Below are 14,993 nucleotides of genomic sequence, written 5' to 3' on the forward strand. Positions count from 1 at the left end.
ACAATTTCACAAGTTAATCGGTTACCTGAAATACAGAACCTCAGAACCGGTATCCTGCCGTCACCCACAGGCGGGGATTGCGTTCTCTTCCGTCGGACAGGGCAGGGCCGCCATGGTTGCGCCAGCCGAGTGTTGCGTCCATGTTCCAGTTGCCGCGGTTATAACGCATGCCCACACCCTCGCCACTGATCGAGCGGTGATTCGGTTTGGCCGGAGTCGTCAGGCGGCTATTGTTTGCATTGAGTGCTACCCGGCCACTGTCGTGAAACAGGTAGAGGCTGTAAGGACCGACGGTGTAGCGTGCTTCCAGTTGAACGAGCCAACCTTCATCACCGTTGCCTTCACCACTCGGATAGGCACGCACCCCGTTGGCTCCGCCAAGACTGAAACCTTCGGAACTGTCGAGGTTCTTGCCGGCTGATTGCGCAGACAGGCGGCCGAATAACACCAGGTTGGTGACCGGTGTGGCTTGCACGCGAGCGATATCGAGGTTCCACTTGTCGAAGCTGCCCCGGGTGTTCTGACCGCTGGCACGGTCAGTGTTTTCCAGCACACTGCCGAGTTTGAGGCGACCGGTCGTGTAAGTCAGGCTGCCGTATGTGATGCCACCTCCCCAGATGCTATCGCGCCGATCGAAGTTGAGCGTGATGGGCATGCTGTCGCTGGATTTGTCGTCATTGGTGTTGGCCGATTCCTGCTTGTCGTTGAGCGCCTTTTTCTGCCAAGTGGCAGCGAGCGTGAGATTGGCCTTTTGCGAACGAATGAGTGGGTAGCTGAGCCCTAACGAAGTGACCTTAGCCGTACCTGTGGCGCCAAGATTGGCAAAATCCTTGGCGAGCTCGTAGTAGGTGTGCGAATAGCCGATGTTGCCCCTCAAACCACTGCTACCTAGTGGCAGACTGTAACTTAAGGCGCCAATCCACATGGCTTCGTTGGAATAGAGCAGGCGAAGGGCAACCTGGTCACCGAAGCTGAAGGGGCTATCCCACTGCAAGTTGGCGCGTGCGCGGTATTCGCCAGTAAAGCGGTTGCCGTGGTTGTCAAAGCCGACATCGCCGCTCAAGCCCGGGGTGCGCTCAACACGCACGTCGAGATCGCCGGTACCCAGTTGCTGGCCTGGGCGGATGATGGGGGCGACATGGATGCCTGGCTGGTCGTCGAGAACGAGCGTGGCGCGTTCGAGCGGGGCCGAGGCGATGAGGTCGCCGGTCTTGAGCGGGGACAGGAAACCGGTGGCAGCAGTCACCAGTGCCTGGTCGCCTAGCACCTGCACCTGGCCATAGCGACCCTCGACGACTTCGATGCGAAGCTTGCCCTCGTGCATGGTCTGCTGGGGGATGAAGGCTCGGGCGAAGGGGTAACCGTTTTCGCGATAGTGACGCGAAATGCGCTCGGCCAGAGCACGCAGGCCGGCGAGGTCATAGGACTTTCCAGCGATCTCCCCCAGCACGGCCACGAGTTCCGCTTCGCTGAAGACGGATGTACCGCTGATGGTCAGGCTGGCGAGTTTCACTTCTGTGCCGCCGGGCACGGTGGTAACCACAGCTGGGCTCTGGATGTCGATGGCGGGCCCGGTACGTGGCAGTTGGGGAGCCTGTTGCTGCTGTTGCAGGGTCTGACCCGCATCGGGTTGCTGTTGGGCAAGGGCCAATGAGACCGGAAGTGCTAGGAAAAACGGGATATAGGTCGATTTCATTATTGGTTGCTCACGTTCTCTGATTCAGCGTCATAGCGTACCCCACCGCGTACCACGAAGACGCGCATGAAACCCGACGGGGCGGACCCGCTGGCTTCTGAAGGCAAGCTGCCCGGATTGCTGCCACCCTCGGGTAGGTTAACAAATGCGATGCCGTTGGAGAGTTGCATTCCCGTTCCCTGGTCGGTAGGCGGCGTTGACGTAAAGAACGATGGAGCACTTCCCGTTATTGAGTTCGTCGTCTGAGCAGGCGGCAGACCTGAGCTTGCCGTTTGCGCGGTCAAAACAGCGGTATTCCGCATCTCGTTGCTTGAGGTGTTATTTGAGGGAACCGCGCTCAAATCATTCAGCGTGGTTACACCGCCAACTGTGCGCCCACTGCCCGTCTGGGTAATGCCCCGGCCGGTTACCGTGAGGTCATTGATGGCGGTAATGCTGCCGAGTGTGATCGCATTGGCGTCTCTCAACGTGATATTCCGCCCCGTGGCGGCCACAGTACCGCCGAAATCATTGTCCGGGTTATCCAGGAGGATGTCGCCGGCGCTGCTGGAAAGCGTTGTTACGCCCGTGACAGCAACGCGGCTGCCGCGGGCTTGGGCGATGTTACCCGCAGCGCTCACGCCTAGCGTACCGCCGACCAGAATGTCACCCAGTGTGGTGTTGCCGCTCGTCTGGTTGATGCCGGCGTTGCCCGTGATATCGAGTGTCCCGCCGCGCTGATCGAAGTGATCGCCAATGGTGAAGTTGCCGCCGATATTGACCGTGCCGTCGCTTTGCACATAGCGACCGAGCGACAGGTTATTGGCAACGTTTAGCGTTCCGGCGGAGATATTCAGACCGCCGGCGCTACCGATTGAATCCACATTCACGGTGCCGGACTGTGCGGGTGGGGTTGCGGTGTTATTGAAACTTATCACTACGTTGGCGGGGATCACCACATTGGCCACGTTGGCAAGATCCGGCACGGCACCGCCTGCCCAGTTGCCCGGATCGAACCAGTTACCCGTCGCGCCGCCAGTCCAGATCACGGAATTCAACCTTGAAATGTTGGCCGAAGTGTTTGCTGAGGTGTTGACCAGACTGTAATTGCCGCCCTGTGCGCCACCCAGGCTGATGCCGGCAATATTGATGGTCTTGCCCGTGCCGACGTTCTTGTCGATGAAGTGTGCGGTCTGGTTGAAACTTACCTCATCGCCAGCGATGATGTCGCTTGAGCTCCCAAGCACTGCGGCGCTGGTGCTGCCATCGTAGGTTTTGTCCACGCCGCTGAAATGGGCGGTAAGGGGTTTGGCGGTGATGCTGCCGGTGCCGCTGGCGCTTGTGCTGCCCAGATAATAGTTGGCGGCATCGGCACCCGACAGGCTCAGTCCAAAGAGGGCATAGGCGATGCCGTTGCCGACATCCTTGCTGGCGAAATTGCCGCCGGTATTGAGCACACTCAGAATGTCGCCAGTTTGCAGGTTGCTCAGGCTGGCATTGCCGTTGATCCGGGTGTTGCCATCGTAAACCTTGGTTACGCTGGCAGCGGAGAGGCTGGCCAGAAGCGGTGTCACCGCGAGGTTGCCGATGTAGGTGATGTTGCTAGCATCGAAGTTGCCGCCAGTTTTACTGAAGGCGCTGCCGGCGACCTGGTAGTTGCCCACTTTGAGTAGGCCAGCGGTGCTTAGATCGCTGACGCTAGTCGTTGCGCCAAGGGTGAAGGTGGCGGTGCCCCCGCGCAAGTCGTCGAACGTGAAAGTGCTGCCGGTATTGCCCGTTTGTGTCAGGGTATAAACCGTGCTGCCGCTCTTGTATTGCACGACGGGCGTGAAGCTTCCGCTGCTGCCGTAGGTGCTGCTGGCATTGCCGGCTCTGACCAGCAGTTGTTCCGCGGCCAGAATGGTGAAGTTGCCAGGCTGGTAGCTAAAGTCGTAATTGCCCGCAGCAAGGCCTGAGGCGACAAGCGAATTGGCATACATGCCGGCAGCTTCGTCGGTACCTGCGCCGCTGCGGGTGACGTTCAGGCCGGTCGTATTCAGCACGGTGCTGGTTTCGCCGGCGACGAAGCCGTTGTAGCTCACACCGGCCGTCAGGTTGTCGGCCTCGCCAAAGAACTTTGCGTCGTCGTTAGCCCGGACGGTGAGCAGGGCTTTGGCGATATCGCCGGCAAGCCCGGCGGGTTGGAGCAGGTTGTAGTTGCCGGCGTCAGCACCGCTCACGGTATAGGCCGTGGCCACTGCGTGGGTGCCGACATCCTTGCTGGCGAAAGCGCCATGCGCCTCGCTGGAAAGCACAACATCGTCACTGCCGAGTGCTGAAATCGTGCCGTTGCTTACCGTGGCGCGGGTAGTGCCGTCATAGACCTTGTTGGCTACCGTGGCGCCGTTGATGGCGAGGTCGGCTTTGCTGATGCTGGCCGCAACGGTTTGACCGGCAGCCAGGCTGTAATTGCTCGCCAGTCCCCCATTGATCCCATCGGCCAGGGTAACGCTCTCCACCGTGACCCGATTGGCCGTGGCGACATCCTTGCTATTGAAGCTGGCCGTTCCCGTTGCCGCCACAGTCTCTGCGCCTACCAGGCCGGCAGTGATGGTCAATGTCGGGCTGGCGGTTGTGGTGCCGTCGTACACCTTGCCGGGTGCCGCCACGGTTGCGGTCAGCGCTTTGGGGGTGATGCGGGCGCTGAAATTTTCACCGCCAACGGTGTAGTTGTCGGCCAGTCCGCCATTGCTGCCATCGGTCAGGTTGTAATAAGCTGCCACGGTGTTGGCGCTTAGTACATCCTTGCTGTTGAAATCGCCCAGCCCGATTACCGTGAGCGTTTCATTGCCTATTAATCCGCCAAGGGCACCCGGGGTGACGGTGGCGATAAGGGTACCGTCATACACTTTGTTGGCTACCGTACTGCCTGTCATGCTCAATGCTTTTGGCGTAATGCTGGCCTGCAGATTGCCAATCGAAGTCAGGCTGTAGTTGCCGGCATCGATGCCGGTGAGACTGAGCCCGGTAATCGTAATCCACTTGTTGGTCCCGGCGTTTTTGTCTGCAAAGACAGCGCTTGCTGTGCCGGACAGCATCAGGTTGTCACCGGTGATCGGGTTGATCGTTGCCGTGCCGCCCAGCGTGGCGGTGGCGCTACCGTCGTATACTTTGTCGCTGACTGTCAGACCGCTCACCGCGATGTCCCGCGCGGTGATGCGAGCCGAGAGCGTGTCGTTGCTCAGGCTGTAGTTGCTGGCCAGGCCGCCGCCACTGCCGTCAGCGAGGGTGTAGCCGACCGTGACCGAGTTGGCGGTAGCGACATCCTTGGTGTTGAAGGTGCCGCTAGCGCTGACGCTCACCCGCTCACCACCGACGAAGCCCGTTAACTCGCCAGCGGTCACGCTCGAATCCGTCGTGCCGTCATAGATCTTGTCTGTGGTTGTTGTGCCGCTAATGGTCAGGGCCTTCGGTGTGATATTGGCGCTGGTGGTGGCGCCATCGGTCGCCAGCAGGTAATTGTCGGCGTCCGTTCCTCCCAGCGTGATGCTGCTGATCGTCACTGTCTTGCCGTTGGCAGCGTTCTTGTCTTCGAAGGCGCCGTTGGCATTGGTGACACTCAGGCTATCGCCAACAATAAGCCCAGTGAATCCTGCGCTGCTCCAGTCGAGGCTGGCAGTAGTCGAACCGTCATACACCTTGTCGGCGGCAGTGATGCTAGTAACAGCGCTGATGCTTGCCTTGGCAATATCCGCCGTGGTCGTCGTGTTCGTACTGGTCAGCGTGTAATTGCCGGCATCTGCGCCACCCAGTGTCAGGCCGCTGATATTCACCGTTTTGCCGACGCCTGCATTTTTATCCGTGAAGACGCCGCTACCGGACGAAATGCTTAAGATGTCGTTACTCACCATACCGGTAAAGCTGGCGTTACGCGTGATGAGCGTCGCGGCAGCACTGCCGTCATAGGTTTTGTTCTCGGCGCTGATACCGGTAATCGCACTGATTGATCGGGGGGTGATGTTGCTGCTCAAACCGGTTTGCTGAACCAGTGTGTAGTTCACCGCTGCCATCCCTTGCAGCGAGATGCCGCTGACGGTAACCGTCTTGTTGTCGCCCACGTTCTTGTCGGCAAAGGTACCCACCGCCCGGCCACGCAGGCTGACGCCGTCGCCTGTGACATTGTTGTTCATGGTAGCCGTACCGCTCAAGGCAGCATTGACCGTGCCGTCATAGACCCGGCTGGCGGCCGTGGTCAGGCCACTGATCGTCAGCAAGCGTTTGTCGATCTGACCATCGGTGCCACGGAGTTTGTAGAGTGAGCCAGATTTTTCGGCGCCGCTGATGACATAGTTGTCCTTGTCCGCCCCCGTGATGGAATTGATCAGCACCTGGTAGTTGATGTGGCTGCCGGCAAAATTTTTGTCGAACCGGATATCGCCGCTCAGACTCATATCGTCGCTACCGATTAGGCCATTGGGCGTCAGCGCAGCGTTGATCAGAGCATAGCCGCCGTCGTAGGTTTTGCGGGCGGTGTAATCCACCATGATTGCCTTGGGTTTGACGATCAGTTCGCCGGAATACTCGACGTTGCTGCCGGTGTAATCAAAATTGGGGGTGTTGTCGACGAAATTGCTGCCGAACACCTGATAACTTCCCGCCTTGATATTGCCGCTCGAGCTGATGGGGGCACCCGTTGCCTCCAGGGTGAACGACACCGTGTTGGCGGGCGAGCCCGTCTCGGCGAAAGTGAAGCTGCCTCCACCCTGTGCTGTGCCATTGAGGCTCAATACATTTCCGCCGGCCACATACTGCACGATCGGCATGCTGTAGTCCGGCGTCTGGCCATAGATGGTGTTGGTGAGTCCGGCTTTCACCAGCATCTTGTCGGCCGCCACGATCTTGTACGTGCCGTTTTCGTAGGTGAGGGCGTAGTTGGTCGACGTCAAACCGCTTGGGGTCAGGGTGTAGCTGCCGGCAGTATTGTTGGTGCTGTCGCTACGGGTGATGGCCAGTGTGCCACCGAGGTTGTTGATGTTTTCGTTACCCACGAAACCGCTATAGCGTGCCCCGGCATAGTTGGGATCGTCCGTCTGCGTCACGAAGCGCGCATCGTCGTTGGCGCGCACGGTCAGTGCAGCTTTGTCGATGGTCAGGTTGCCGTCGGTATTGCCTGCCGTCGCGTTCTGGTAGCCATTGCGCAAAATGGTGACACTGACCGGATTGTAGGTTCCGGCATTGGTGAAGCCCGTCGTGTTTTGGCTGTTGTGGGTGAAGGTGTAATCCGTGCCGAGCACCCAGTCGGCGAAGGCATTACCCAGTATCGCGCCGCTACCCCATTCAACCGGCGTTTGCGCTTGGGTGTTGTACACATAGTTACCCGTACCGATGGTGGTGAGGGCGTAGGGGATGTAGCGCGGGTTCATCTTCCAGGCGCTACTACCGTCCAGAGCCAGTTGTGGCGTCCGGGCTGCCAAGGTGCTGTCAAGCAGCACATCCCAGTTGGCACCGGTAAAAGTGTTAAGCGTCTGCAGCTGTTCGGTTGTCTTACCGACATTGACCGCATTTTCTGTTAGTGAACTGTTGATGGTTTTGTCATAGTAGGAATTGGTGACGGTTCCAGAATTGTCAGCCACCAAGCCGCCCTTTGAACCAGCCCCCGTTACCAATCCTGTTGCGTAGGAATTGATAATTCTGCCCTGAGCATTGTTTTGACCGACCAACCCTCCATTACTCGCAGCGGTGCCGGAACCCGTTACATTCCCTGTGGCATAGCTGTTCTCAATGGTTGAAATATTGCTGCCTGTTAGTCCGTTATAGCCCACCAGGCCGCCGAGATTATCGGAGTTGATCCCGCTCAGTCCCTCCACATTGCCAGTGGCAAAGGAGGTCTTGATGCTTGCACGCACTGCGTTGCCGACGAGCCCTCCCAGCGCATTTCCTCCTTTAACCAGTGCGCTTGAGAAACTGCTGTCGATTGTGACGCCGGGGTCGGAAGCTTGATCAAAACTCAAACGACCAATGAGGCCACCGACAGCATATCTCCCCTGTACGGTGCCTGTCGTGTAGGTATTGCTGATCACCGAATCCCACGCTGTGCCGGCGAGTATGCCAACGCCATTGCCATCGTTGGTGGAATACGATGTGATCACGCTGGCATTCGTTATTCCCAGATTACTGATCGTCGCGTCTTGCGTGAAGCCGAACAGGCCGGGACTAGCCGTCGTCACATTCATGGATAAGCTGTTGACAACATGGCCCAGCCCGTCAAACCTGCCGGTAAATTTGTTCGTACTATTACCCAGCGACGTCCAGGTTACGCCGCTCAGGTTGACATCACTGCCCAGGGCGAAATTTCCTGACCTATTGTTGTTGACGGCTTGTAGCGCTGTCGCGTCATTGACGACCGTGAAATCAACGGTCGTGCCATCGCTGCCCAGTTGCGTCGTCAGGTTTTGTCCGGCCTGCAGGTTGAGCTTGCCAGCAAAGCCGGTATCAGTGAGACCGAAGCGGTAGGTGGCGCTGTTGCTGGCGGCGACTGCGCCCTGGCCGTAGGCGAGGCTGACCTTGTCGGTCGTGCCGCCGGCGGTAAGTGTGCTGTTGATATGGATATCGGTGGCGGCGGAGAGTGCCAGGTTGAAACCGCTCCAGCTAAGGGGGCGGTTAACTTCCAGTCGCCCAGTCGCGTTGCCCACTTGCAGTGTAGTGCTGTAGTTACTGCTCAGTTGGCCGTTCGCAAAACTCAGACTCAGAACATCGCCGTTGAGGTTGATGCTCGTGATGCAACTGGCGACCAAAGCGCAACCCGACTGGCTCAACACGCTGGGGGTTGCACTGCCCGAGGAGACGAACTCGTTGGCGGTGATTAGCAGCGGGGCGGGGTTGATGTTCCCGGTAAGGTTGGAGACTAGGTTGTAGTTGCCAGCGGCGGCCCCCCCGAGGGTGATGCCGGTGATTCGCACTGGTTTGTTGTTGCCGGCATTGGGGCCCAGGATATAGCTGCCGGCGGCGACGCCAATCAACGATAAGGAGTCGCTGCCCAAGGGCGTGACCGTGGGCGTGCCGCTGAGGGGGGCAAGGTTGCTGCCGTCGTACACCTTGTCGGCGACCGTGAGCCCGCCCACGGTCAGGTCGGCCTTGGTGATGCTGGCTGAGAGAGTGGGGTAGCTGAAGCTGTAGTTGCCGGAACTGGCGCCAGTCAGGCTTAGGCCGCTCAGGGTGATGGGCTTGGCGGTACCGACATTCTTGTCGGCGAAGCTGCCGCTGACCGTGCCACTCACGCTGACAGCATCGCCGCTAACCAGGCCGCTGATACTCGCCGTGCCGCTGAAGTTGGCGGTGGTCGTGGCGTCATACACCTTGTTGCTGGCGGAAAGCCCGGTGAGGGTGACGGTCTTGGGCGTGATCGTCAGTGTGCCGCTGGCGTAATTGATGGTGCCGCTCCAGTTCTGATAGTCCTGTTGGGTGGAGCGGGTGATGCCGGTGTAGCCACCGGGGGTGATGACATAGCTGCCGACGTTGCGCGCGCCCTGGCTGATGCCGCTGTAAGCGAGGTTGCCGGTGAGCGTGGGGGCCGTGACGGGGGCGCCGTTGGCGAAATAGCTGACGCTGCCGCCGCTGAAATTTTGTGCGTCATATACCTTGCTCTGGCTGCCCGCTTGCACTGTCAGGTCGCGCTGCAGGTTCTGCAGGACTGGGTAAGTCGCGCCGGCGTAAATGCGCCAGATGTTGCCAAAGTCGAACCCGCTGTAGGTGGCCTGGGTGTAACGGTTGCCGGTGGTGAGCGCCGTGGGTACGGTGATACCGGTAGACGGCGTTGACCTCAGACCGATAGCATTGCTTCGGGTGCTAGTGGTGGCATCCCAATAGTTGCCGGAGAGTGTCAGCCCATTGCTTGCCGTATTAGAGCCGAGGAGGCCGCCGATGTAGAAGGCGGCGGTGCCCGTCATGTCGGAGCTGACCTTGCCGGTAGCATAGCTGTTGCGGATGGTGTTGCTGTTGGCGTGGGTCAGTCCGACCAGGCCGCCAAGCCCTTGCAACTGGGTCTGCGTGCCGTTGAGCGTGACATCGGTGTGTGTGTAGCTATTCTCAACCGTGGAGCTTTCGCGCATGTATCCAACCAAGCCACCCACGCCACCGTATTTCGAATCGCTGCCGGTGTTGCTGTTGTTGGCCACTATGCTGCCGGTGCTGTAACTTTCGCTGACAGAGGTTCGATACGCTTTCCCAATCAGCCCGCCGATGGCACCATTGGTATTTTTGCCACTCTGGGTGCGGATATTGACATTGGTCACGCTGCTGCGCGTCACCGGGAGGATCGATGTTGAATCGCCACTGCCTGCGCCGAGCAGACCGCCTGCTGAGCTGGTGAAATTGGGGGCGTAGCCAGTGATGGTGATTCCAACATCATTGAGTTGCACATTGCTGATCCGGGTCGAGCCGGTCCCCACGGCATAGCCTATCAGGCCACCCAGATTATTGAGTCCACTGACCGTGACGGCCTCTCCGCGCACCCGGTCGATGACAACACCGACATCCGCGACGCCTATCAGTCCGCCCAGAAAGCCCACTCCCACGCCAGTGGCGGACGCGCTGCTGCCGCCCGATACGCTGACATTGCGGTAGCCGATGTTGTAGAAACTGGAACTTAATGCCGCACCTACCAGAGCCCCAGCCTGTGCGAAGCCAGCTACGGGGCCGGTGGAGGTGATGCTAAAGTTTTCCAGATTCAGGTTGCTGAAACTCGCGATCCTGCTGTAACCGACCAGTCCCAGGTTATCCGTGCCGCTGTGGGTGAGATTGCTAACCGTATGGCCTAGACCGTCAATTCGCCCGGAGAAACCATTTAAGGGGGTCCAGCCGATTCCTTGCAGGTTAATGTTGCTGCCCAAGGCATAGTTGCCCGAGCGGGATCTTGATGATGCATTGACGGCTTGCAATGCCGTCGGCGTGCTGATTACGGTATAACCGTGCGTCGTGCCATTGTTGCCTAGCCTGGTGCTGAAGTTGGTACCGTCTTTGAGATTGACCGGCGCGTTGATGGTGTAGGTGGCGGTGTTGTTGGCCGTCGGAGCACCTTGCCCGTAGAGCAGCGCCAGCTTGCCGCCGCTGCCGCTGCTGGCGTCGAGCGTTGCGTTGATGGCGATATTGCGGTCGGCACGCAGGGTTAGGGTATTACCGGAGGACCAGGTGATGGGGGCGATCACCGTAATATCGCCAGCGTCGGCATTGCCGCTGGCCGTGGTGACGGTTGCGCTGCCGCTAGCGAGTTGCCCTTGCAGGGTGCTGGCCAGGTTGCCATCGACGGTAATGTCGGTCGGGTCGAGCAGCCAGTCGCCGGCCTGCACCTTCGCGCCGGCCTGCACCTTGACCTCGGCCGCCGAGGTTTCGACGAATCCGCCTTCGGCTCGGAGCGTGCCGCCCAGTTTCACCTGACCTTGCGACATGTCGCCCATCAAATAGATTTCGCCCTTCTCTCCAGTCGTGAGCGCCTGTGCCTCGGTGAGCCCTGTGTGATTGATGACGCTGCTGGCAAGCTCCCCCGCCGCCTTGGCGGAGAGGTAGACCAACCCGCCATCGGCACGAATGGCGCCGCCTTGTTCAATGAGCGCATCGAGGGCACCTTGCTCGACCTGAATCTTTACCGGGCCGCCCAGGTCGAGGGTGACTTTCTGGCCGGCACCGAATAGCACGTTGCCTTGCGGTGCCTCGATGTTGCCTGTGTTGATGATCTTCGCAGCGATGAAGGCTGCCGTACCGCCGGGTGCGGTGGTGATGTTGCCCTGATTGATGATGGCGTTGCTGCTTGCGCCTTCGAAACGGTAATTGCCGGCCATAAAGTCGGCTTTCGAAATGTTCAGGGTGGAGGCGACCAGGCCACCCACATCGACCTGCGCACCTGGGGCGAAAAAGACACCGTTGGGGTTGACGAGAAACACCTGGCCCGTCGAAGTCAGTTTGCCGTAGATTTGGCTCGCGTTGGTGTCGAGCACGCGGTTGAGCGCCACGCCGCCACCGGGCTGCTGGAAATGCACATGGGCAGCGCTGCCGATGTTGAACGTGGTCCAGTCGATGGCGGTGCGCTGGGTGGTTTGCAGCACATCCATGCGGCTACCATTCGTGCTGATGGTGGCGTTTCCTGCGACCACATTGCCGCCGGTGGGCAATTCATTGGCGCCCGGCGCGGCATGGGCAGGCAGGCCCAGCAGCAAGGCAAAACTCAGCGCAACCGTGGTACCGGGACGACCGCCGAAGGCGGATTTTTCATGGGCGACGATCCAGGACTGGCGGCTTTCGGACCAGACGATGCGGTGGGTTTTGTTCATGACGGGTGCTCTTCGCGAAGGAGTTTCCTCGCGAAGTTAGCAAAGCCGCGTCGAGAAACATTTCACTTGTTTTCAGCGTGGCCCGCCAAAAGTCGTTGCCCACTGTAAGCACTCGCCGAAACTTCACAAATTTCGTTATCAATGGCGTCAACCGGCAATGCGCAAATCGAGAAACAGCCGATAGCCCTGACCGCGGATCGCACGCAGTGCTTCTTCAGTTGCTCCGGCATCGTTGAGCTTCTTGCGCAGGCGGCTGGCACGGATGGCAATGGCGAGGCGGCTGGTCTTGTCTTCGCCGAGAAGTACCTGCATTTGCCAAGTTTCCAGGCGGCCGCCCGGGGCCAGTGCAAAAGCGCGGAGCAGGGCGGTTTCCGATTCCTGCAGCTTGACGGAACGCAATGGGCCGCGCAGCAGACCGGCTTCCAGATCGAGTTCGTAGTCGGCCAGCTTGGTTTCGCGGGGTGCCAGACGCCGTGCCAGTGCGCCTACGGTGGCCACCAGTTCTTCGGTCGCCGCAGGCTTGGGTAGGTAAATGTCGGCACCTTGTTCGTAGCCAGCCACTCGTTGGTCTATCCGGTCGCGAACCGTCAGCATGATGATGCCCATGCCAGGTTGGCGCTCGCGCAGGCGGCGTGCCAGTGATAGTCCGTCTTCACCGGGAAGATTCAGGTCAAGCAAGGCAATGTCGATGGCTTGCTGCTCAGGGGCTTCGTACAGTGCCTCGGCACTTTCGAATCCACACACACGCCAGCCGGGGCGTCGCAGGGCGGCTACGGTCATTTCGCGAAGCGCATCGTGATCTTCGACAACGGCGATGTGGAGCGTGCGATTCATCGTGATTCTAGAGGTAGCCAGAGAATGAAGCGGATTGGCCCGTCAGCCTGCGGTGGGTGGTAAGCAATTTCGCCACCGAGCTGCAAGGCAAGTTCGCGGACCAGATAGAGCCCGAGTCCCGAGCCCGTCTGGGCGTAGGCTGCCGGCTCACGATGATAACGCTGAAAGACACGCGCTGGATCGGGCGCCCCCGCTTGACCCGGCGCGTTGGCAATCGCCAGCGCCAGCCCGGGTGAGCCATTGGGGTGGGGCTGAGTCTGCAGGCTGATTTCGATCAAGGAGCGAGCCGCGCTGTACTTGAGCGCGTTGTCCATCAGGTTGGAGCAGATGGTGCGTAACAGCGCGCTATCGCTAATCAGTGGCGGAATGCCTGCTTGGAATTGGCACCGGAAACGCGCTGCCTGATGGCTTTGCATCAAACATTCGTCGAGGATTTCGGACAACTGGCAAGGTTGGCGCTCGCCATGAATTTCACCCTGGTCAAGACGGTCGGCGTAGCGGCAACGGTCGATCACGCTGTTAATGTCGGAAATCGCGCGGGCGGCGTGATGCCGAACCCCGCTGTCTCCGGTCAGGCGGTCGAGGGCGAGGCGGATGACCGCCAGCGGGGTCTTGAGTTCGTGCGTGAGCATGGCGAGCAGGGCGCCTTGACGTTCGCGGGAGAGTTTTTCAGCCTGATGAGCAATTCGTGTCTGGCGCACCTCCTCAAGTGCGGCATCACGTTGCTTGTGGATGTCCCGCAATCGCATGTAAAGCGCATAGTTGAAAGAAATCAGTGCGAGGAGTGCGCCGCCCTGAAAGCTGTAAAGTTGCCAGTGGCCACCGGGCAAAACCCCCTGAATCGACAGTACGTTGACGAGATAAGAGATCAAACTGAGGGCATATCCCAAAGCAATGAAACTGCTGCCAGTGCGCCCTTGCCGCCAGAGCGATGCCGTGCGCAACAGACCCAGTATCGGAATGAGTAGTGCGGCAAGGGTGAGTAGGTGCGCGGCCTCGGTGAAATAACCCGCCCACAGCGCCGGCAATGATAGGGTTGAGAGGCCGATCATGCCCAGAAAATAGGCATTGAGAAACGGGGTTTCGCGGTTGATGGCGAGAATCAGCCGATGAAAGTGTGCTGCGGCGCCAAGACTCAGGATGACGAGAAGCGAAAGTCCGTGATGCGCGATCTCCGGCGCGTCGGGAAACAGGTACTGAGCGAGAAAACCATTGATGGCGAACATGAACGCCAGAACGATGGAGATATAAATCAGGAACGCACGATGCTCGGGATCGTGGCGCCAGTAGCCGTGCCAGAGATTGAAAAGAAGCATGGCGAGCATGAGGCCGTAAAAGAGGCCGAGCAAAAGATATTCGGTGGTCTGCGTCGCAGCGTATTCGGCAGGGAGGAATACACGTGGCAGTACCAGTGAGGTGCTGGTCGTCTCTACGCGAAGATAGAGCGTCTGCGCGGCTGGCGACGGGAAAGCGACTCTAAATACGAAGCCTCTCGTCGGAATGTCTCGCGTGCCGAAAAGGTATCGATCTCCGGTCTGGCGGCGATGAAATCCTCCCGACCCATCGGGTAAATAAAGTTGCACATCGTCGAGATAGGGCGGTTGGATTTCAAGTAGTAGGAGCCCTGTTTCGGGGGCATCCAGGCGCAGACGCAGCCAATGCACATCGCGTGTGTAGCCGGCAGACAACCCCCGGGGCGCGGCAATGAATTCTGCTGCCCGCTCCGGCCGGCTAATACTTTCGATGGTTTCCTCGCCGGAGGGATCAACAAGTTTGGCAAGCTCGGCAATGGGCCATTGAGCGGCTTGCGCTTGCCCACCAGAAGCGAGAAAGACAAAGAGGGTGATTAAAAGGTGGATCGCGCGCATCAGTGGAGATGTGGTGAAACTGGGGTCAGGTGGGGCGTACCGAGTTACGTTGAAGGATTATGCCGTAAGTCATACGTTCGCGGTTTCAGGCAACCCCGGCGAAGAGGGTACGCTGCCTTGGACGGGGGGCACTGACTTTGCTGTCATTATGGCTATGTGATACGATCTGACGCTATTTAAACCAATCGGGAAATCCTCCGGCTTTGCCGGGGAGGCAGTAAAAGTTTGACGTTTACGGACGTCCATCCGAGAAACTCCGAGAGTGAGCCGCCAAGCACACTCAAAAGGAGTAACCCGATGGACGAGTTTGAAAGC

Annotated in this window: 4 protein-coding genes; all 4 read right to left on the reverse strand. The window is 59.3% G+C overall.

Annotated features, from left to right (window positions below):
- Positions 1–40: 40 nt before the first annotated feature.
- The 4 genes from Q0799_RS15075 to Q0799_RS15090 all read right to left on the reverse strand — a co-directional run bounded on the left by Q0799_RS15075 (position 41) and on the right by Q0799_RS15090 (position 14,678).
- Positions 41–1,696 carry a ShlB/FhaC/HecB family hemolysin secretion/activation protein gene (locus Q0799_RS15075; protein WP_298399824.1) on the reverse strand — a complete coding sequence of 552 codons (1,656 nt, stop codon included), beginning with the start codon at positions 1,694–1,696 and terminating at the stop codon, positions 41–43.
- Complete coding sequence (locus Q0799_RS15080; RefSeq protein WP_298399826.1) at positions 1,696–11,976, reverse strand: YDG domain-containing protein; 10,281 nt, start codon at positions 11,974–11,976, stop codon at positions 1,696–1,698. Before Q0799_RS15080 ends, Q0799_RS15075 begins: the two co-directional genes overlap by 1 nt.
- A gap of 147 nt (positions 11,977–12,123) precedes the next feature.
- Complete coding sequence (locus Q0799_RS15085; protein WP_298399828.1) at positions 12,124–12,810, reverse strand: response regulator transcription factor; 687 nt, start codon at positions 12,808–12,810, stop codon at positions 12,124–12,126.
- Positions 12,807–14,678 (reverse strand): sensor histidine kinase, encoded by a 1,872-nt coding sequence (locus tag Q0799_RS15090; protein ID WP_298399830.1) that lies wholly within the window; start codon positions 14,676–14,678, stop codon positions 12,807–12,809. Before Q0799_RS15090 ends, Q0799_RS15085 begins: the two co-directional genes overlap by 4 nt.
- Between the last annotated feature and the right edge of the window lie 315 nt (positions 14,679–14,993).

The organism is uncultured Azonexus sp., from assembly GCF_937982035.1.
Classification (GTDB): Bacteria; Pseudomonadota; Gammaproteobacteria; order Burkholderiales; family Rhodocyclaceae; genus Azonexus.